Genomic DNA, 20,092 nt, shown 5'->3' on the forward strand with positions numbered 1-20,092 from the left:
TCAGCGGACCTGGCGCTCGGTGGTCTTCGTCCAGGCGATGCCGGACTGCGTGTCCTCGTCGGTGACGACGAAGCGGGCCGCCTCGCGCTGGATCACGATGTGCTCACCGTTCGGCTTGGCGAGGAACACGTGGACGAAGTACTGCCCACCGCCGAGCCGGAGGTCCTCGAGCCGCCACTCGACCGTCGCGGTGCCGTCCAGCGGGGCGTGGTGCGTCTGCAGCTGCCGGCTGTCGACGCCGAACGCGGGGTGACCGAGGTGCGTCTCGATCTTGATGCCGGCGCGCCACTCCGGCAGCACGGTGGCGTGCGAGAAGGTCGCCCGGACGACCAGGTCGTCGCCGTGCCGGTGCTCGGCGCCCGGCTCACGGCCGGGGATCTCGAGCTCGACGTGCTCGACCTTGCCCGGGTTGGCCTCCTCCTCCGGGTGGTTCGCCTCGACCTCGGCCACGCGGCGGTCCTCGAGGATCTCGCGGAAGTTCTTCACCGCGAGTCGGGCGGACCCCTGGAACTTGACCTCGCCGTGGTGCAGGACGACCGCGGAATCGCAGAGCTCCTGGACCTGCCCGAGGGAGTGCGACACGAGGATGATCGTGCGGCCCTGCTCCTGGAACTCGCGGATCTTGTCGAGGCACTTCTTCTGGAACTGCTCGTCGCCGACGGCCAGCACCTCGTCCACGAGCAGGACGTCCGGGTCGGTGTTGATCGCGACGGCGAAGGCGAGTCGGACGTACATGCCCGACGAGTAGAACTTCACCTGGGTGTCGATGAAGTCGCCGATGCCGGAGAACTGCAGGATGTCGTCGAAGCGGGCCTCGGTCTCCTCCTGCGTCTGGCCGAGGATCGCGGCGTTGAGGTACACGTTCTCGCGACCGGTCAGGTCCGGGTGGAAGCCGGCGCCGAGCTCGATGAGCGCGGCCAGTCGACCGCGGCGCTCGACCGTGCCGGAGCTCGGCTCGAGGATGCCGCCGATCGTCTTGAGCAGGGTCGACTTGCCGGACCCGTTCGGTCCGAGCAGCCCGATGGTCGTGCCCGCGGGGATGTCGAGGCTGACGTCGCGGAGCGCCCAGAAGTCCTCGCTGTGCCGCCGACCGGCGCGGCCGAGCGTGACGACACGTTCCTTGAGCGAGTTGTCCTTGCGGATCGTGAACTTCTTCGAGACGTTCCGGACCGTGACGACGTCGGGGGCGCCGGCGAAGGGCGACGCGGGCGAACCGGCGTCGGTGGTCGTGTCGTTGTCGATGCTCATCGATCAGATCTCCTGGGCGAAGTTGCCCTGCAGCTTGGCGAACACGCGCTGGCACGCGAAGAGTGCGACGAGTCCCACGAGCGCGGCGATGCCGAGGCGGAGCAGCAGGTGCTCCGGGTACTCCGAGTCGGCACCGGCGGACCAGAAGGCCCGGTGGATGCCGAGCACGGCGAGCGTGATCGGGTTGGACGTGTACAGCGTGAGCAGCCACTCCGGAGCGCGCGTCGCCACCATCTGCCAGCTGTAGACGATGGGGGAGCCCCACATGAGCAGGAGCACGAGCACCTCGACCAGGTACTGCATGTCGCGCAGGTACACGTTGAGCGCGGCGAGCAGCAGGGCCAGCGCGGTGGCCCAGATCAGGATGACGAGCGTCGCGGGGAAGAAGAACAGCAGGTCCGGGCGCCACCAGGCGAACCCGCTCTGCAGCACCGCGGCGACGAGCAGGACGATCATCTGCACGCCGAAGTTGAACAGCGCCGAGCCGACGCTGGCGAGCGGGTAGATCTCGCGGGGCAGGTAGACCTTCTTGATCAGCCCCGCATTGCTGACGATCGACGCCGTGCCGGACGCCACGATCTCGCTGAACAGGCCGTACAGCGTCAGACCGGAGAAGACGTAGATCGCGAACTCCGGGATGTTCCGGGACGCACCGAGGATCTGACCGAGCACGAAGTAGTAGATCGCGAGCTGGACCAGCGGCCGGATGAGGGTCCAGGCGAACCCGAGGACGCTGTCCTTGTAGCGGGACTTCAGGTCACGGCGGATCAGCAGGTCGAGCAGCTGCCGGTGCGCGAGGACCTCGCGCACCGAACCCACGACGGCGGACGCCGGGCGGCCCGCGGGGACCATCCGTTCGTGCCGGAGGCGTTCGAACCGGTCGGTGACGATGTTGCTCATGCGTTCCTCTGTGTTCGTGCACTGGGGGTGGGCGTGCACTGTGGCGACGGACAACTGTACCTCGCAGCCGTCCGCGCCCTCGGTGTGGACGTCAACGCCCGTTCTTGCTCTCGCGCATCAGCCGCACGCGGTCCTGGACCTTCGCCCGCAGGCCGGAGACGCCGTTCTGCCGCAGGTACCAGGTGGCCAGCCGGACGTCGCGGACGACGCCGTGGCGGCTGTTGGCGATCTCGTGGAACTCCATCTCCCGCTGACGCGCCGGGCTCAGCGCGACGCGCGGACGGCTGCCGGCCGTGACGGAGCCGGCCGGCACCGCGGCGTCGTGGGCGCGGTCCGCCGCCGGCTGCGGGTCCTTGCAGAACTCGACGAGCGGGGCGAGCGCGCGCTCCCACGTGAAGTCGTCGCGGACGCGACGGACCGCGTCCCGAGCGGCCTGGGCGGCCTCCGGGTCGTACAGCATCGACTCGAGGGCCGCTGCGAGTGCGTCCACGTCACGCTCCGTGACCGCGACGCCCATGCCCTCGGCTGCGACGAGGTCGCCGAAGCTGTCGCCGTCGGTCGTGACGATCGGCAGGTTCGCCCACATGTAGTCGAGGATGCGGGTGCGGAACGAGAAGGTCGTCTCGATGTGCGCGAAGTGCGTGCTCACGCCGGCGTCGGCCTCGAGCAGGTAGTTCTGTCGGTCGTCGAGCGCGACCCACTGCTCGTTGAAGAACACGTGCTTGCCCGTCAGGCCGAGCTCGTCGCTGATGCGGCGGGTCTCCGAGACGATGGCCATCTCGGGCACGTCCGGGTTCGGGTGCGCGACACCGAGGAAGAACAGGCGGATGTCGTCGTGGCGTTCGGCGACCTGCGCGATCGCGCGGACGAGCGACGGGGTGTCGAACCAGTTGTAGATGCCGCCGCCCCAGATGACGACCTTGTCGTCCTCGCCGATGCCGGGGGTGACACCACGGATGGCCTTGCGCTCGTGCTGCGGGGGCTTCGAGTCCATGCCGAACGGCGCGATGGCGATCAGCTTCTGCAGGTTGTCGTCCGCCAGGTAGTTGTCCGGGTTGACGCGGCCGACCGCCGCGAGCTGGCCGAGCCAGAACAGGCGCTGACGCTCGGAGGCGCACAGGAAGAAGTCCCCGCGCTCGAGCTGCGCGTTGATGACCTCGGTCGTGCTCGTCACCTGGTTGCGCCAGCCGACGTCGCCGTTGTCGCGGGCCTGCTCGAGCTGCTCGAGGTGCATCGGGTCGTACAGGTCGACGACCATGATCTTGTTCGACTGCTGCAGGGTCGTGAAGTGGTGCAGGGCGTAGCCCTGGAAGAAGATGACGTCCGCCCACTCCTCGTGCTCGCGCATGGAGCGCTCGTGCTGGAGCGGGACGCGGGCGACCTCGAAGGTGTCGGACTTGCGGTTCGCGACGTTCCAGGTGACCAGGCGCACGTCGTTGTCCGGGGCGAGGGCCTCGGCGATCTTCCACGCGCGCATCCCCGGACCGGCCATCTTCTCGCCGAGGGCGTCACCCGTGATGACGAGGACCTTCGTGCGGTGCATCGGTGCCTCGACGTCGAAGGACTCGAGGATCGCGCGGTAGCCCTCGAGGAAGTAGCCGTCCTCGAACAGCGGCTTGAACGCATCGCCGAACAGCCGGAACACGTCCTTGTCGCTCCGCACGCGCTGCGACTGGATGCGTCGACGCTCCTCGGACAGGCGCGGCAGGTCGGCGACGAACTGGTCGAGTGCGAAGAACCCGGCGACGGTCTCCTTCGAGATCGGCGTCAGGGGGTCGAACTCGTCCGGGGCACCCACGAACCGGCGGATGTCGAACTCCTGCGAGTCGCGACCGCTCTTGGCGACGGCGCGGCGCGCCAGCAGTGCCAGGGCCGCGGGCAGGAACACGCCGAGGTTCTCCTCGGACAGGTTCTTGTAGAGCAGGTGCAGGGCGTTCCGCTCGAGCAGGTACATCTCGCGGTGGTCGCCGAACGACTTCATCGAGCCGTGGTGCTTGTGGTAGACGACCGACCGCGGCGCGAACCGGACGCGGTAGCCGAGCAGGTTGAGCCGCCAGCCCAGGTCCACGTCGTCGTAGAACATGAAGAGGCCGTCGTCGAAGCCGCCGACCTCGAGGAAGACGTCGCGACGGACGAACAGCGCCGACCCGGTGCCGAAGAGCAGGTCACGCGGCTCGTCGAAGCGGCCGTCGTCGAGCTCGGCGATGTGCGCCTTGTAGCCCATCCCGAACCAGCTGAGGCCGGACTCGACGAAGTCGATGGTGCGGCCCTCCCAGTCGAGGACCTTGCTCGCGACGGCGGCGACGCGCGGGCTCGGGGCGAAGCCGGCGATGCCCTCCTTCACCCAGGCCGGGTGCGGCTTCGCGTCGTTGTTGAGGAACGCGACCACGTCGCCGGTCGCCTCGCGCGCGCCGAGGTTGCTGCCGCCGGTGAAGCCGAGGTTCTCGGGGGAGACGATGATGCGGACGTTCGCCCGGTCCCCGAGCTCGGCGCGGAGGCGGGCCTCGCTGTCGTCGCCGGAGCCGTTCTCGACCACGACGATCTCCAGCCGGTCGGCCGGCCAGTCCACCTCGCTGAGCCGCGCGATGCACTCGAGCGTGTCGTCCGTCCCGCGGAAGTTGATGACGACGACGGACACGCGGGGCGCGAAGGTGGACATGGGAGGGCTCCGTACGTCGGCTTGCAGTGGTGGCTCGCGGGCGGTGCCCGGAAAGCGGCACCACTATACCCGGGCACCGTCGGCGGACCGGGGCCGCACGGGCTGCGAGACTGGACACGTGGACGTCTCCGTGGTCATCGTCGACTGGCACCAGCCCGAGCTCACCCGGCGCGCGATCGACTCCGTGCGGTCGCAGCGGGTCGACGCCGAGGTCGAGGTGGTGCTCGTCGTCAACGAGGCCGACGACCGCACCGTCGCCGACTACCGCGCCGACCTGCCCGCGGTCGTCCTCGTCGCCGAGCCGACGAACGCGGGCTTCGCCGGCGGGGTCGCGCGGGGGATCGCGGCCGCCTCGGCGCCCGTCGTCGCGCTCCTCAACAACGACGCCGTCGCGGACCACGGCTTCCTCGCCCGCGGTCTCGCGGCCCTGGCCGCCGGTGGGGACCGCGTGGCCGCGGTCGCCGCGACGGTCGTGCTCGAGGGCGGGTTCGTCCCCGTCCCCGTCGGCGCCGCCCCGGGGCCGGACGACCTGGTGGGTGTGGACGGCCGACGGTGGCGTCGCGACGCCGACGGCCGCACGCTCGTCAACGGGACGGGGGTCGTGCTCGACCGCTCGGGCAACGGCCGCGACCGTGACTGGCTGCGGCCGCTGCAGGACGCACCGGAGACCGCACCGCTCTTCGGCTTCTCCGGCGGGGCGGTGTTCCTCCGCAGGGACGCCCTCGCCGACGTCGGGGGCTTCGACGAGTCCCTCTTCATGTACTACGAGGACCTCGACGTGTCGTGGCGGCTCCGGCTCGCCGGGTACGAGGTCCGCCACGCTCCGGACGCGGTCGTCACGCACCGGCACGCGGCGAGCTCCGGCAGCGACTCGCCCCTGGTCCGGTACCAGAGCATGCGGAACCGCCTGGCGGTCGTCCTGCGGAACGGCTCGCCGCCGATGGTGCGCCGGGTCGTGCTGCGGACGCTCGCGCGCGCCGCCCGGGACCTCCTCCGCCCCGCGGGTGGGCAGCTCACGCCGGCGCAGTGGGCGCGACTCGGCCGGGAGGCACCGGGTCTCGTCGCGCACGCCCGTCGCGCCCGCCGCGCGGACGGCACGGGCGCTGCGGCACGTCGTGCCGTCGAGTCGCTGCTCGACACCGGCACCTGAGGGTCGTCCCAGGAACGGGACCGGCCGGGGTGGAGCCGGTCACCCGCCGGAGCGGCGGGCGACCGGCGGCGGTGTGGCGCGCCTCCCGGACGGGGGCCGACGCGGGGGCTGTGTGATCACTGTGACGGAGGTACAGTTTCGTGACACGTGTGGTCTGGACCGTGGACAGGGTCGTTCCGGACCGCTCCCGGAGCACGTGCTCGCTCGCACCCGTCGTCCGCCCCTCAGGAAGGCCCCCGACGTGAAGAAGCTCCTCGCCATGGCTGCGAGCGTGCTGGCGGTCGCCAGCGTGCTCGTCGGTCTGCAGGTCTCCGGTCCGACCGCATCGCAGGAGCCCGCCTCGGCGCTCAGCGGGTCGTCGTTCCAGGCCGGCAACATCATCTCCGACGCCAACTTCTACGACGGCACGGCGATGACCGCCGACCAGGTGCAGGCCTTCCTGAACAGCCAGGTGTCGTCCTGCACGAACAGCAACTGCCTGCGCAACGGCCGGTTCTCGATGAACAGCCGCGGTGGGGACGCCATGTGCTCGGCCGTCACCGGCGGTTCGTCCCTCTCCACCGCGCAGATCGTCACCCGCGTCAGCGCGGCGTGCGGGATCAGCCCGAAGGTGCTCCTCGTCACGCTGCAGAAGGAGCAGAGCCTGGTCACGAACCGCGGTCCCTCCGCCGCGGTCCTCGAGCGGGCCATGGGCTACGCCTGCCCCGACAACGTCGGCGGCCGATGCGATCCCGCGTACGCCGGTGTCGGCAACCAGATGTACTGGTCCGCCTGGCAGTGGAAGCGGTACAGCAACCCGCCGGGGACGAGCAACTACTTCACGTGGTTCAACCCGGGCGCCACCCGCAACATCCAGTACAACGTGCCGGTCTCCTGCGGCACCAAGCCCGTGAACGTGCAGAACAAGGCCACGGCCGCGCTGTACTACTACACGCCGTACACGCCGAACACGGCCGCGCTGAACAACCTGTACGGCACCGGCGACGGCTGCTCGGCCTACGGCAACCGCAACTTCTGGCGCATGTACAGCGACTGGTTCGGCAGCCCGACCGGCAACGCGGCGCCCCCGGTCACCGCGCTCGGCAGCTTCGACGTCCTCACGGCCGGCTACAACGCGGTGACCGTCGAGGGCTGGGCGCTCGACCGGAACACCAGCGCGAGCACCCGGGTCGACGTCACCGTGGGCGGCACCGAGACGTCGACCACCGCGAACCGCGTCCGCAACGACGTCGGTGCCGCGTACCCGAAGCAGGGGCCGAACCACGGGTTCAAGCACACGACCGCGGCGCCCCCGGGCTCACAGCAGGTCTGCGTCTGGGCGGTCAACGCCGACACCCGGGCCCGTGCCTCGCTCGGGTGCAAGACGGTGACCGTCGCCGACGGTTCCCCGTTCGGCTCGCTCGACCGGGCGTCGGCGGCGCCCGGCGGGGTCTCCGTGGCGGGGTGGGCGATCGACCCGGAGACGAAGTCGTCCATCGGCGTCACGATCCAGGCCGACGGCAAGACCGTGAAGCAGCTGTCCGGCGCGAAGGAGCGGACCGACGTCGGTCGCGCGTACCCGGGGTACGGATCGGCGCACGGCTTCGCCGCGACGGTGCCCGTCGGTGCCGGCAACCACCGCATCTGCGCGACGGGACTCAACGTCGGCGCGGGGTCGAACGCGACGGTGGGGTCGTGCACGACCGTGAACGTGCCGGGGTCCGTCCCGATCGGCTCCCTCGACTCCGTCACCGTCGGTGCGTCGTCGGTCTCCGTCGGGGGATGGGCGCTCGACGGCGACACGAAGGACTCGATCAAGGTCCGCGTCTACGTCGACGGTGACCGTCAGGAGTTCGTCGCGGACCGCACACGGACCGACGTGGAGCGGGTGTACCCCTCCTACGGTTCCGCCCACGGGTTCTCGGCCACCGTCGCAGCGACGAAGGGCACCCACGAGGTGTGCGTCCGTGCGCTGCACGTGAAGTCGGGCAAGAAGGACCCGGTCCTCGGGTGCAGGACGGTCACGGTCACCAGCCAGGCCCCCGTCGGCAGCCTCGACGAGGTGACCGCGGTGAAGGGCGGCATCCGGGTCGGCGGATGGGCGTTCGACCCCGACGACGCCACCGCGACGATCGCGGTCGACGTCTACGACGGGTCGAAGGGCGTCCGCACGACGGCCTCGAACAGCCGGCCGGACGTCGCCAGGGCCTACCCGGAGGCGGGCGCGGCGCACGGGTGGTCGGTGACGTTGACCGCCGCTGCCGGACGGCACACGATCTGCGCCTACGGCCTCGACACGGCGGGCCAGGGCAACACCGAGTACGGCTGCCGGACCGTGACCGTGCCCTGACCCACCCGGACGCAGCACGTCGGCCGCAGGACGCCGCCGCCCGACCCCGGGCGGCGGCGTCCTGCGTCCCGTCGGACGATCGGTCGTCGCGCCGTGTCCGCGCGGGGCGACCGCTGTGAGAGGATCGTCCGGTGGTCGGAACCAGCTCAGTCGGAGGACGCACCTCGAACGATGCGCCAGCAGTGCCGGCCATCCGCCGCCGGTCCGTGGGCGCCGCGGTGGTGCCGGTCGTCCTCTTCCTGGTCATCGCAGCCCTCGGCTGGCTGCGCCTGACACCCGAGGTCCGGAACACGCTGTGGGCCGAGGACGGCAAGGTCTTCCTCCAGGAGCAGTACCGACTCGGCTTCGCGGGAGCGCTCTTCCACGACTACGCGGGCTACCTCCACGTCGTCCCGCGGATCGTGATCGCGATCGCGAGCGAGATCGCCCCGATCGACCGGTTCGCGGTGACCGTCTCCGCGCTCTGCGTCGCCGTCACGGCAGCGGTCGGTGCCGCGGTCTGGGTCCTGACCGCGGGCGTGCTCCGGTCCGTCGTCGCCCGGCTCCTGCTCGCCCTCGTCCCGGTGCTCGTGCCGCTCGGGCCGGTCGAGATCCAGGCGAACGCCGCGAACCTGCACTGGTTCCTCATGTACCTCGTGCCCTTCGCCCTGCTCGCCCCGGTGCGCTCGTGGACGCGGGGCATCGTCCTCGGCGTGGCGACGCTGCTCGCCGGGCTCACCGAGATCCAGGTCGTCGTCTTCTTCCCGCTCTTCTTCCTGGGCATCCGCAACCGCCGTCGCTGGCCGGTGATCGCGGGCACGCTCGTCGGCGGTCTCGCCCAGGTCGCGACCACCCTCGCCCACCCGCGCGCAGCGCCGAACGTCGAGCACAACTCCGTCGGGGACATGCTGCTCGGGTACGCGGTGCAGCCCTTCGCGGGCTCTGCCACGTGGAGCATGTCGCGTGTCGGTGAGGTCATCGCGCACCACGGCACCTGGATCGTCGTCGCCCCGCTCGTGTTCGCCGCGCTCCTCGCCGCGCTCGCGTTCTGGGCCGGGGGATCGGCGCAGCGCTGGGTGCTCGGTTCGATGCTCTGGGGCTCGGCCGCCGTCTGGTTCGGTGCCGTCGCGCTGAACCCGAACGCGATGCTCGCCTTCGCGCACTTCGACACGGCGCAGTGGCTGGGCAACTGGACCTTCCGGTACTCGGCGGCCGGATCCATGTACGTCATCGCTGCGTTCGCCGTCATCGCGGACGTGGCGCTGAGCCGTGGCGTCCGCGTGCCCGGCGTCGTGCACCCGCACCCGCAGGATGCGCCCCGGCGCGCCCTCCCGTGGCTCGCGACGACCGCCGGTGCGCTCCTCGTGCTGGCCGTCGTCAGCTCCTTCGTCGCGAACTTCGAGATGCACGCGTCGAGCCGGCAGGGCGGCCCGTTCTGGGACCAGCAGGTCCAGACCTCGGAGACCGAGTGCGAGCTCGACCCGGACCGCGACGCCGCACTGCAGATCGCCCCCGGCCCGCAGTGGGCCGTGACGGTGCCGTGCGCCGTCATCGACCAGGACGCCGAGCGCTGACCGCGCCGGACCACCCCGACCGTGAGCAGGACATGACCCGCAACACCGAAGCCAAGCCCCTCGTGATCGTGCCGACCTACAACGAGGCCGAGAACATCAAGGACATCGCGGCACGGATCCTCGAGACCGTGCCCTCGGCAGGGCTCCTCGTGGTGGACGACGGCAGCCCGGACGGCACCGGCGACCTCGTCGAGGAGATGGCCCGGACCGACGAGCGGGTCCACCTGCTCCGTCGCTCCGGCAAGCTCGGTCTCGGGACGGCCTACGTCGCCGGGTTCCGCTGGGGTCTCGAGCACGGCTACGACCTGCTCGTCGAGATGGACGCCGACGGCTCGCACCCGGCCGACCGCCTGCCGGCGCTCATCGCCGCGGTCGCCGACGCGGACCCGTCGGACGACGTCCTGCTCGCCATCGGTTCGCGCTGGATGCGCGGTGGTTCGGTCGTGGACTGGCCGAAGCGTCGCGAGTTCCTGAGCCGTGGGGCCAACACCTACGCGCGCATCATGCTCGGCATCGACGTGCACGACATCACCGCCGGGTTCCGCGTCTACCGGGCGGACGCGATCGCGCGCATGGACCTCGGGTCGATCGACTCGAAGGGCTACTGCTTCCAGATCGACATGACCATCCGGACCCACGACCTCGGCGGGCGGATCGTCGAGGTGCCGATCCGGTTCCGTGACCGCATCCACGGTGTCTCGAAGATGAGCAAGGACATCATCGTCGAGGCGATGGTGCGGACGACGCAGTGGGGGCTCCAGCGCCGGTTCCGACCGCGTTCCCGACGCTAGGGACCTCGGCCCCGCGCAGCGCCGGCCACCGGCCGCGGGCTCGCCTGCGAGGGCAACGCGGTCGCCTGCGACGGCAGCACGGTCGGCAGCCGCGCACGCTCAGGGGTGCGGGCGTTCCTCGAGCCGGGGGAGCCGCACGCGCCACGACCGTCGGCGCGCCGCGACCACGAGCACCGTGACGAAGAGCATCAGGCCCGCGCCGTGCAGCAGGTAGCTCTCGGCCAGGCTCGTCACGCCCAGGAGCACGAGGACCGCCGCGGGCCAGACGTAGGCCACGCCGGGGAAGGTCGTCGCCGTCACCCACGACCGGGCGAAGGCGAGGAGTCCCGCTCCGAGGAGCAGCAGCATGCCCGCGAGGCCGACCTGCAGCCAGGCGTCGACGGCCGCGTCCAACCCGGACGTGAACCGGGCGCCGGACGGATCGATGAACGTGACGAACGGCACGACGGGCTCGCTCGGCCAGGTCCCCACCCAGCCCCAGCCCTGGATCGGCTTCTGCTCGATGAACGTGCGGATCTGCTCCCAGAGCTCGAGCCGTGTCGTCGTCCCACCGGCAGCTCCGATGCGGGGGAGCACCCGTGCGCGGGTCACGACGAGCACCACTCCCGCCGCCACGACCAGGGTGGCGAGGACGCCGTCGAGCAGCGGCCGGACCGAGGGCCGTGCGTGCCGCAGGGTCCAGAGGGCGAGCGCGGTCCCGGCGAGGGCGATCGTCGCGAGCCCGGTGATCGGCGACTGCACGAGCATGAGCGTCACGACCGCGCCGCCCATGGACGCGACGGCACGCCACCGGGCCACCGAGCGGGTGAGGAACTCCACGACGAACGTCACCAGGGCGGTCACCGCGATGAAGCCCATGAAGTTGCGCGTCCCGCCGATGCCCTGGATCGGACCGCCGAAGGCGATGTCACCGCGGATGCCCAACGCCGGGATCGGCAGGTCGAGCACGAGCCCCGACAGCACCTCGAGCCCGAGCGACACGACCAGCAGGATGCGGAAGGCGTCGCCGCACGCCCGGATGACCTGGACGAGGTCGCGACCGAGCGCGAGGTACAGTCCGAGTCCGACGAACCCGACGGTGGCGGTGAGCCCGCGCAGGGCGACCCAGGAGTACTCGCTCCACAGCACGCTCAGCGCGCAGTACCCGACGAAGACGAGCAGTGACAGCGGCAGGACGCCGTGCCACTCGATCCGGTAGCGCTGCCCGAGCAGGCTGAGCCCGGCGAGCACGGCGAGGGTCACGAGCACCGACCAGGTGCCGGCAGGACCCACCAGGACGCGGACGGTCGGCTCGCCGAACGCGAAGAGCACGATGGTCGTCGCGAGTGCCTGGCTGAACCGACCGCCGGCGGAGAATCCGATCCAGGCGGAGAGGTAGCGGCGCGCGCGGATGCGTCGCGTCGTCCTGCCGTCCGTCATCCGTCCAGTCTGACGTACTCGGCCGCGCGGGACCTGCGCCGTACCGGAGCGTCGATATCGCGGATCGTCGATCGCTCGCTAGCGTCGGACCCCGATGACATCGACGAGGGACCGGCTCCGACGCTCGGGCGCGGCGGTCGGGGTGGGGCTGCTGGCGGCGCTCGCGGCGTGGGTCCGACTCGGACCCGTCGCGCGGGGGACCGCCTGGGCCGAGGACGCCGGGCTCTTCTTCCGCGAGCACCTCGCCCTCGGAGCAGCCGCGAGCGTCGTCGAGCCGTACGCGGGGTACCTGCACGTCGTCCCGCGACTCGTCGTCGACGTCGGGTTCGCGCTGCCGATCGCCTGGTACGCCCTCACGGTGACGACGCTCTGCTGCGTCCTGACCGGAGCTGCGTGCGCCGGCGTCTTCGTCCTCGCCGCGGACGTCGTGCCGTCGCCGGTGCTCCGCGTCGTGCTGGCCGCGGTGCCGGTCCTGCTGCCCACGGCACCGTGGGAGGTGCTGGGCAACGCTGCGAACCTGCACACCACCGCCCTCCTGCTCGCGCCGTGGGTGTTCGCGCACCGTGCCCGGAGCCGGACCGGGGCGGTGACGCTCGCCCTGGTCGCCGTGCTCGTCCTCACCACCGAGGTCCAGGCGCTGCTCTTCCTGCCGCTGCTCCTGCTCGCCTGGGTGCCGGGACGCGACCGAGCCCGGGCGACCGGAGCGTCCGCCGGACGCGCCGACACGGCGTCCGCTGCGGTGCCCCCCGCATCGTCCGCGGTGCCCTCCCGCCGTGCGCGCGTCCTCCGCGCGCTGCCCGTCACCGTCGCGGCCCTCGGCGCGGGGGCCGCGCAGGTCGTGACGGCCCTGACCACCGACCGGGACTCGCCGCGGGGCGACCCCTCGGTCCGTGACGTGGCTTCGGGGTACCTGCTGCAGACGGTCGGCGGCCTGTGGCGAGCGGACCTGGCCGCGGTCGGACGCGCGGTCGTGGCCTCGGGGTGGTGGGTGGTCGGTGTGCCCGCTGCGGTGCTCGTCGCGATCGTCGTCACGGCGGTCGTCGTCGGGCTGCGGGAGCGACGCCGTCGTGCGGCGCTGCTGGCGTCTGCCCTCGCCGTGGGGTCGGTCGTGGTGTGGTCGGCCGCCCTGCTGGCCAACGCCTCGGCGAACGGACGCTGGTCCCGGTCCGACCCCGGCGCGCTGCTCGACGCGACTCCCTCGCGCTACGCGGCCGCGGCCGGCATGCTGCTGAGCGCAGCGCTGGTGGTGTCGGCGTCGGTGCTCGTCGGACACGTGCTGCGGTCGGGCGCCGTGCACACCACGGGCACGGACGCGGGCACGGACGCGAGCACGGGCACGGACGCGACGGTCGTCGGTGGGCACCGGTCGGTCCGGGTGGTCCGCCGCGTCCTCGGGTGGACGGTCGTCGCGGTCCTCGTGGCCACCTGGGTCGCCGCCTTCCCCGGTACGGCGCAGCGCGCGACGGGGCCGGAGTGGTACCCGCAGGTGGTCGCCGCCGAGGCACGGTGCCGACAGGACCCTGCCGGGACGGTGATGATCGGGGCGCTGCCGTGGGAGGCACGGGTGCCCTGCGTGCTGGTGCTCGGCACCGGTGCCACCGGGCGGTGACGCCGCCCCTCAGCCCGACGTGGCGCGGAAGGCGCGTTGCGCGAGGGGAGTGCGCGGCCCGTCCCCGGTCGACGGCGGTTCCTCGTTCACGAGCACGATCCGCGTCTTGATCGCGACGAGGGCGAACAGCACCCAGTTCCCCTGGTAGAGCAGGCGCGACTCCGCGAGCGCCTGCACGAGCAGTGCGACCACGACGAGCAGCGGGAAGAGCGAGACCGGATCGAACGGCCGCTGCACGAGCCCGGGACCGTAGGACTCCCGCACGGCCCCCGACCACGACCTGCCGAAGGTGGTCAGGACGTACACGAGGAAGAGCGCCAGACCGACCAGGCCGGTCTGCATCCACACGTCGAGCGCCGCATCGTGCGCCTGGAGGTACTGGACGCCGTTCCGCGGCGCGAGTTCGGCGAGCATCGGGATGTTCGGCCACCAGTAGCCGATCCACCCCCAGCCGAGCACCGGGTGCTGCTCCGCCAGACCCACGACCGCGGTCCAGATCGTGCCCCGGCCCGTCAGGTCGGACGAACGGCCGAGCAGCGCCAGCAACGGAACGCGCGCGGCGACGGCGGCGACGACCAGGACGACCAGGCCGGCGACCACCGCGAGCACACGCGGTCCCCGGCGCCCGCTCGGGACGCGTCGGATCCACAGGGCGACCAGGAGGGCAACGACCACCGCGACCACGGCCAGGAACACCGTCGAGGACCGGGTGAGCAGCAGGGTGGCGGCCGCCACGACCAGCCACGCGACCGCCCGGCCCCGGCGCATCCGGCCGTCGACGAGCTGCACCGCGACGGCGATCGCCGCGAGCAGGGCGACCATCGCCAGCAGGTTGGCGTTGCCCGGCAGACCCTGGATGCGTCCGCCGGTGAACAGCTCGGCGCGCGAGAAGTAGAAGGCGTCCGGGATGTCCCGGTCGCCGTAGTCGGTCCAGATCGGCGCGATGGGGTGCCGCACGACGACGGCCACCACGGCCTCGAAGACCAGGGAGAGGCCGACGACCCAGCGGAACGCGGTGCTCGCGGCGTCGAGGATCCGGCGCCAGGAGAGCGTCGACGCGATCGCGAAGGCGACCAGCGCGCAGACCACCTGCGCCACGATGCTCGCGAGCGTCGCCGGTCGCCAGTGCGACCACGCGACCGACACCAGGCACCAGGCGAGGAAGAACCAGAGCGCGCGGGGCGTCCGGGTCAGCGGCGGTCGCGCACGCACCACGACGCTGATGCCCCAGGCGGCCTCGATCGCCCAGATCGTCGCGGCGCCGTACCACGTCGTCGTGTTCGGGACCGCGTCACCGGCGAACATCGTCAACAGGACGGTCACGGCGAGGGCGAACGCCTCACGCTCGGACACGGTCCCGCGGGCGATCGGCCAGGTGTTCGTCACGGGAGACAGGCTAGCGCCCCCGGTTCAGCGCTCGAGCGACGCGAGCGTCGAGCTGAGCCGGTCGCCGAGTGCCGGGGCGAGCGTCGTCGCGAACGTCGCCGTCAGGTGCGTCGGGTCGCGGTGCGTCACGACCCCGCCGATCACCGCGGGGCACGTGGTCCGGTCGCAGTACCAGTCCGTCATGTCGACGTACCGGGCACGGTCCCCGATCGCCGCAACGGCCTGCTCGCTGCCGTCGAAGGCCGCCAGGGCCTGGTCGCGCGGGAGGTCGCAGGCCCCGGTGGTCGGGCCCTGCATCTGCGCGAGGCACGCGATGACGTCGTCGCGCGCGGTCGGGTTGTCGCGGATCGCGATCACCGGGACGCCCGCGTCCGTCGCCGCCCGCCACGCGCCGACGAGACCGTCGACCACGGTCGCGTCGTTGCTGCTGCCGTCGGGGACGATGACCGGGCTCTTGGTCGCCGCGTGCGTCACCACGACGGCGTCGAGCTCGTCGTCGTGCTGCCGGACCCAGTCCACGGCGTTCTGCTTCCAGCCCTGGCAGCTGTCGGTGTAGCCCTGCGTGGGGGCCTGCTGCACGGCCGTCGTGAAGTAGCAGCCGATGTGCCCGGCGACGTCGATGCGCCAGTGTTCCCGCTCGGCGATCGCGCGGTAGGCCGTCATCAGGGCGTTGTTGTGCGAGTCACCGACGGCGAGCAGGTGCTTCCGGTACCCGGTCCTCGGTCCCAGCGCGCAGACGTTGAAGTCGGCCGTCGTGTTCGACCAGCAGTCGCCCGAGTTCGCGTCGTCGTGCTGGGCGGCGGCCGGGGCGGGCACCCGGACGTCGGCGAGGCGCGGGTTGACGCACGGGTCGTCCGAGCCGATGCGCGCGGCCGCGCCGAAGCAGTCGACGTCCCCGCGCGTCAGGCGCTCGGCGAACGCGGCCGCCTGCACCTGCTGGACCTGCACCGCGGCCAGCGTGCCGACGCCGAGCGCGACGACCGCCACCGACGCGACCACGCCGAGCACGGCGACGCGTCGCGGACGGACACGTGCGGAACGGACCCGAGCGCGCAGCGGCTCCTCGACGAGCAGCGTGGACGCCGCGGCGAGGACCAGTGCCCCGACCAGGACCGCCACCTTGCTCGTGGTGCCGAGCGGGTGGCCGAGCACGATCGGCAGCAGGACGACGGCGGGCCAGTGCCACAGGTAGACCGCGTACGACGTCCGGCCGACGAACGCGACCGGCGGGGTCCGGCCGACGACGTCGAGGCCGCTGCGGGCACCGAGGGCGACCACGAGCGCGGCCGACACGACGGGCAGGAGCGCCGCGGTGCCGGGGTAGGGGGTCGTCGGCGTGATCACGAGGACCGACGCGACCAGGCCCGCGACGCCCAGCCACGTGCCTCCCGTCCGGACCGCACGCGACCGACGCGAACGGGCGACGGCGAGCGGGACCGTCGCGACCAACCCGCCGAGCGCGAACTCCCACGCGCGCGTGGCGGTCGAGAAGTAGGCGATGCCGGGCGCGGTCTGCGTCTGCACTATCGACCACGCGAGGGAGAGGACCGCGACCGTGCCGAGCAGGAGGCGTGCCGTGAGGACGGGGTCCCGACGCCGCGCGCGGGCGAGCACGGCGCCGAGCAGCACGAGGAGCACCGGGAGTGCGATGTAGAACTGCTCCTCGACCGAGAGCGACCAGAAGTGCTGGAACGGCGACGGCCGGTTGTCGCTCGCCAGGTAGTCGACCGCGTCGGAGGCGAGCTGCCAGTTCTGCAGGTACACCGTCGACGCGATCAGCTCGCGCCCGTACTGCCCCCACAGCGAGCTCGGGACGAGCAGCAGCACCGCGGCGCCCGTGGCCAGGAGCGTCAGGAACGCGCCGGGCAGCAACCGCCCGGCACGTCGCGCCCAGAAGGCGCCGAGGCGGATGCGCCCCGTCGCGGCCTGTTCGCGCACGAGGTGGCCGGTGATGAGGAAGCCGGAGACGACGAAGAAGACGTCGACCCCGACGAAGCCGCCGGGCAGCCGGTTCGGCCACAGGTGGTACAGCACGACGGCCAGCACGGCGAAGGCGCGCAGGGCCTGCACGTCCCATCGGGTCGACTCGGGGCGGCGCGGCTCGGACATCGCGGGGAGTCTATGCGAGAGCGGATCGTCGATGCCCCGGTCGGCTCCGGCACCACGGGCGGCGCCGAGCGGACGCCGGTCCCCGCCCGGTACGCTCGCGGCATGTTCCTCGGCATCACCAACACGCCACGCGACTACGCCTGGGGTTCCACCAGCGCGATCCCCGAACTCCTCGGCCGCACCGTCACCGGTGCACCGCAGGCGGAGCTCTGGCTCGGCGCGCACGCGGGGAGCCCCAGCGTCGTCGTGAACCCGGCGATGGTGGGCGGTGCCGACACCCTGCGCGACTGGATCGACGCCGAGCCCGAGGCCGCGCTCGGCCCGGACCGCAGCGGCCTGCCGTTCCTGCTGAAGCTCCTCGCGGCGGCGGCACCCCTGTCGCTCCAGGCGCACCCCACGCCCGAGCAGGCCCGCGAGGGCTTCGCGCGCGAGGAGGCGGCGGGGATCCCGCTGGACGACCCGGCGCGCAACTACAAGGACCCGTTCCCCAAGCCCGAGCTCGTCGTCGCCCTCAGTGACCGGTTCGAGGCGCTCAGCGGCTTCCGCCCGGTCGGTGACTCCGTGGCCGAGGTCGAGTCGCTCGACGGCGGGAGCGGACGGCTCGGACCGCTGCTCGCGCACCTCGCGCAGGGGCTCGAGGACACCGTGCGCTGGCTCGAGACCGCCGATGCGTCGGCGCTCGCCGTGGTGCAGGCGGCGTCCGACCTCGCCACCGGCCTGCCGGAGGACGACCGCACCCCGAACGTGCAGACGGTGGTCGACCTGGCCGCCGCGTACCCGGGCGATCCCGGCGTGGTCGTGTCGATGCTCATGCACCGCGTCACGCTCCGGACCGGCGAGGCGATGTACCTGCCCGCGGGCAACGTGCACGCCTACCTCGACGGGCTCGGCATCGAGCTCATGGCGCCCTCGGACAACGTGCTCCGGGGTGGCCTGACGGCGAAGCACGTCGACGTCCCGGAACTCCTGCGGGTGCTCGACTTCACCGCGTACCCGGCACCGGTGCTGACCCCGGAACGCCTCGACCAGGGCGTCGACCGGTTCGCTCCGGACGGGGTCGGGTTCGCGCTGGTCCGCGTCACCGGCGACGGTCGTCCGGTCGGCCTCGGCACCGGCGGTGTGGCACCGCTCTCCGGCCCGAGCATCGCGGTCTGCACCACGGGTGCCGTGACCCTCGTCGGCGCGCGGTCCGCGACCCTGCTCCGCCAGGGGGAGTCCTGCTACGTCACGCCGGACGAGGGCGACGTGACGGTCGAGGCCGACGCCGCGACCGGTCTGACGTCCACGGTCTTCATCGCGACCGGTGCGTGAACACGCAGCGGCCTGCGGCCCGGGGGGACGGTGCCGTCCGCTAGCGTGACGAGCATGAGTTGGCTGGTCACCGGCGGTGCCGGGTACATCGGGTCCCACGTCGTCCGCGCGCTGCGCGCCGCAGGGATCGACACCGTCGCGTTCGACGACCTGTCGAGCGGGTTCCGTGCCTTCGTGCCGGAGGACGTGCCGTTCGTCGAGGGGACGATCCTGGACGGCGACCTGCTGGCCAGCACCCTCCGTGCGCACGCGGTGACCGGCGTCGTGCACGTCGCCGGCTTCAAGTACGCCGGCGTCTCGGTCGAGCGGCCGCTGCACACCTACGAGCAGAACGTCACCGGTACCGCGACCCTGCTCCGGGCGATGGCGGAGAACGGCGTCACCAAGGCCGTGTTCTCGTCGAGCGCCGCGGTCTACGGCACACCCGACGTCGACGTCGTCGTCGAGGACACCCCGAAGGCACCGGAGTCGCCGTACGGCGAGTCCAAGCTCGTCGGCGAGTGGCTGCTCCGGGACATGGAGGTCGCCGCCGGGTTCGCCACCACCTCGCTCCGCTACTTCAACGTCGTCGGGTCGGGGGAGCCGGACCTGTACGACGCCAGCCCCCACAACCTGTTCCCGCTCGTGTTCGAGGCGCTGCTCGCCGGCCGGGTGCCGCGCATCAACGGCGACGACTACGACACCCCGGACGGCACCTGCGTCCGCGACTACATCCACGTCGCCGACCTCGCGCACTCGCACGCCGTCGCGGCGCAGAAGCTCGAGGCGGGCGAGCAGCTCGAGCGCGCCTACAACCTCGGCAGCGGGGACGGCGTGAGCGTCCGGCAGATCATGGACGCCATGGCGTCGGGCACCGGGATCGCGTTCGAGCCCGAGGTCGCGCCCCGGCGTCCGGGTGACCCCGCCCGGATCGTCGCGACCGGCGAGGCCGCCGCGCGCGACCTCGACTGGGCGATGCGGCACTCGCTCGACGAGATGGTGTCCAGCGCCTGGGAGGCCCGTCGCCGCGTCGGCTGAGGCCCGGGCACGGCGGTCGGAGTGCGCAGTGTGTCCCCCGATCGCCGGACAGACGGCCTGCGACACGCCCGTACGGGGGACATGACACGCCGCAGCGGTCAGCACCTTCTATGATCCGCGACTTGACGGAACGGAATCACACCGCTGTAATTACAGGCAGCGGCTTCGGTCGTTGCAGGCCGTCGTCGACATGTCAGGGGTGATCAGGGTGAACGGTTCCGACTTCCACGCCGGCGTGCCGGAGGACTGGCACGTCGACCCGGTGTCGCTCGGTGTCCCCGGTGTCCGCCGTGCCGAGGGCGACGAGGAGAACCCGCTGTCGTGGCAGGTCGACTCGCTCTGCGCCCAGACCGACCCCGAGGCGTTCTTCCCCGAGAAGGGCGGCTCCACCCGCGAGGCGAAGAAGATCTGCGGGTCGTGCGAGGTCCGGTCGCAGTGCCTCGAGTACGCGCTCGAGAACGACGAGCGCTTCGGCATCTGGGGCGGCCTCTCCGAACGCGAGCGCCGGAAGCTCCGCCGCCGCGCCTGACGCACCCACCGCGCGCAGCGCGACGGGCGTCGGTCGGCCTGGAGGCGCCTCCCGCCTCCGCCACCCACCGTCCGTTGATGGT

General features: G+C 72.1%; 14 protein-coding genes. 8 read left to right on the forward strand and 6 right to left on the reverse strand.

Annotated features, from left to right (window positions below; all coding sequences use genetic code 11):
* The 3 genes from JOD95_RS12375 to JOD95_RS12385 all read right to left on the reverse strand — a co-directional run bounded on the left by JOD95_RS12375 (window position 1) and on the right by JOD95_RS12385 (window position 4,807).
* Window positions 1-1,248: an ABC transporter ATP-binding protein gene (locus JOD95_RS12375; protein WP_209685188.1), complete on the reverse strand. Its 1,248-nt coding sequence runs from the start codon at window positions 1,246-1,248 to the stop codon at window positions 1-3.
* A gap of 3 nt (window positions 1,249-1,251) precedes the next feature.
* Entirely contained in the window at window positions 1,252-2,148 is an 897-nt protein-coding gene (locus tag JOD95_RS12380) for an ABC transporter permease (RefSeq protein ID WP_209685190.1), read from the reverse strand.
* Between the two features lie 91 nt (window positions 2,149-2,239).
* Entirely contained in the window at window positions 2,240-4,807 is a 2,568-nt protein-coding gene (locus JOD95_RS12385) for a glycosyltransferase (protein WP_209685191.1), read from the reverse strand.
* Window positions 4,808-4,925: 118 nt separating this feature from the next.
* Between JOD95_RS12385 and JOD95_RS12390 the strand changes: the two genes are divergently transcribed.
* The 4 genes from JOD95_RS12390 to JOD95_RS12405 all read left to right on the forward strand — a co-directional run bounded on the left by JOD95_RS12390 (window position 4,926) and on the right by JOD95_RS12405 (window position 10,630).
* On the forward strand, window positions 4,926-5,957 hold the full coding sequence (locus tag JOD95_RS12390; RefSeq protein ID WP_209685193.1) for a glycosyltransferase family 2 protein: 1,032 nt from the start codon (window positions 4,926-4,928) through the stop codon (window positions 5,955-5,957).
* 241 nt (window positions 5,958-6,198) lie between these two features.
* The gene (locus tag JOD95_RS12395; protein WP_209685195.1) at window positions 6,199-8,286 is read left to right on the forward strand and encodes a hypothetical protein; all 2,088 of its coding nucleotides are present in this window, start codon (window positions 6,199-6,201) and stop codon (window positions 8,284-8,286) included.
* A gap of 182 nt (window positions 8,287-8,468) precedes the next feature.
* Window positions 8,469-9,839: a hypothetical protein gene (locus JOD95_RS12400; protein ID WP_209685197.1), complete on the forward strand. Its 1,371-nt coding sequence runs from the start codon at window positions 8,469-8,471 to the stop codon at window positions 9,837-9,839.
* A 32-nt stretch (window positions 9,840-9,871) separates the two neighbouring features.
* On the forward strand, window positions 9,872-10,630 hold the full coding sequence (locus tag JOD95_RS12405; RefSeq protein WP_209685199.1) for a polyprenol monophosphomannose synthase: 759 nt from the start codon (window positions 9,872-9,874) through the stop codon (window positions 10,628-10,630).
* A 99-nt stretch (window positions 10,631-10,729) separates the two neighbouring features.
* On the opposite strand, the gene JOD95_RS12410 is transcribed toward JOD95_RS12405, so the two are convergent.
* The gene (locus JOD95_RS12410; protein ID WP_066655006.1) at window positions 10,730-12,049 is read right to left on the reverse strand and encodes a hypothetical protein; all 1,320 of its coding nucleotides are present in this window, start codon (window positions 12,047-12,049) and stop codon (window positions 10,730-10,732) included.
* A gap of 94 nt (window positions 12,050-12,143) precedes the next feature.
* On the opposite strand from JOD95_RS12410, the gene JOD95_RS12415 reads away from it, so the two are divergent.
* Window positions 12,144-13,658, forward strand: coding sequence for a hypothetical protein (locus tag JOD95_RS12415; RefSeq protein ID WP_209685200.1), 1,515 nt, complete (start codon window positions 12,144-12,146; stop codon window positions 13,656-13,658).
* Window positions 13,659-13,667: 9 nt separating this feature from the next.
* On the opposite strand, the gene JOD95_RS16970 is transcribed toward JOD95_RS12415, so the two are convergent.
* Both JOD95_RS16970 and JOD95_RS12425 read right to left on the reverse strand, forming a co-directional pair.
* Entirely contained in the window at window positions 13,668-15,044 is a 1,377-nt protein-coding gene (locus JOD95_RS16970; RefSeq protein WP_081984932.1) for an O-antigen ligase, read from the reverse strand.
* 24 nt (window positions 15,045-15,068) lie between these two features.
* The gene (locus tag JOD95_RS12425; RefSeq protein WP_209685202.1) at window positions 15,069-17,153 is read right to left on the reverse strand and encodes an acyltransferase family protein; all 2,085 of its coding nucleotides are present in this window, start codon (window positions 17,151-17,153) and stop codon (window positions 15,069-15,071) included.
* A gap of 102 nt (window positions 17,154-17,255) precedes the next feature.
* Between JOD95_RS12425 and manA the strand changes: the two genes are divergently transcribed.
* From manA to JOD95_RS12440, 3 genes are all read left to right on the forward strand, one after another.
* Window positions 17,256-18,464, forward strand: coding sequence for a mannose-6-phosphate isomerase, class I (manA, locus tag JOD95_RS12430; protein WP_209685203.1), 1,209 nt, complete (start codon window positions 17,256-17,258; stop codon window positions 18,462-18,464).
* Window positions 18,465-18,518: 54 nt separating this feature from the next.
* Window positions 18,519-19,481: a UDP-glucose 4-epimerase GalE gene (galE, locus tag JOD95_RS12435; RefSeq protein ID WP_209685205.1), complete on the forward strand. Its 963-nt coding sequence runs from the start codon at window positions 18,519-18,521 to the stop codon at window positions 19,479-19,481.
* Between the two features lie 190 nt (window positions 19,482-19,671).
* On the forward strand, window positions 19,672-20,010 hold the full coding sequence (locus JOD95_RS12440; protein WP_081985311.1) for a WhiB family transcriptional regulator: 339 nt from the start codon (window positions 19,672-19,674) through the stop codon (window positions 20,008-20,010).
* Window positions 20,011-20,092: the final 82 nt, after the last annotated feature.

This window comes from Curtobacterium sp. 1310 (genome assembly GCF_017834105.1).
Taxonomy (GTDB): Bacteria; Actinomycetota; Actinomycetes; order Actinomycetales; family Microbacteriaceae; genus Curtobacterium.

Bases quoted from the DNA above. Each gene is read 5' to 3' on its own strand.
- JOD95_RS12375 (WP_209685188.1), bottom strand. From the start codon at position 1,248: ATGAGCATCGACAACGACACGACCACCGACGCCGGTTCGCCCGCGTCG.
- JOD95_RS12380 (WP_209685190.1), bottom strand. From the start codon at position 2,148: ATGAGCAACATCGTCACCGACCGGTTCGAACGCCTCCGGCACGAACGG.
- JOD95_RS12385 (WP_209685191.1), bottom strand. From the start codon at position 4,807: ATGTCCACCTTCGCGCCCCGCGTGTCCGTCGTCGTCATCAACTTCCGC.
- JOD95_RS12405 (WP_209685199.1), top strand. From the start codon at position 9,872: ATGACCCGCAACACCGAAGCCAAGCCCCTCGTGATCGTGCCGACCTAC.
- JOD95_RS12410 (WP_066655006.1), bottom strand. From the start codon at position 12,049: ATGACGGACGGCAGGACGACGCGACGCATCCGCGCGCGCCGCTACCTC.
- JOD95_RS12415 (WP_209685200.1), top strand. From the start codon at position 12,144: ATGACATCGACGAGGGACCGGCTCCGACGCTCGGGCGCGGCGGTCGGG.
- JOD95_RS12425 (WP_209685202.1), bottom strand. From the start codon at position 17,153: ATGTCCGAGCCGCGCCGCCCCGAGTCGACCCGATGGGACGTGCAGGCC.
- manA (WP_209685203.1), top strand. From the start codon at position 17,256: ATGTTCCTCGGCATCACCAACACGCCACGCGACTACGCCTGGGGTTCC.
- galE (WP_209685205.1), top strand. From the start codon at position 18,519: ATGAGTTGGCTGGTCACCGGCGGTGCCGGGTACATCGGGTCCCACGTC.
- JOD95_RS12440 (WP_081985311.1), top strand. From the start codon at position 19,672: ATGTCAGGGGTGATCAGGGTGAACGGTTCCGACTTCCACGCCGGCGTG.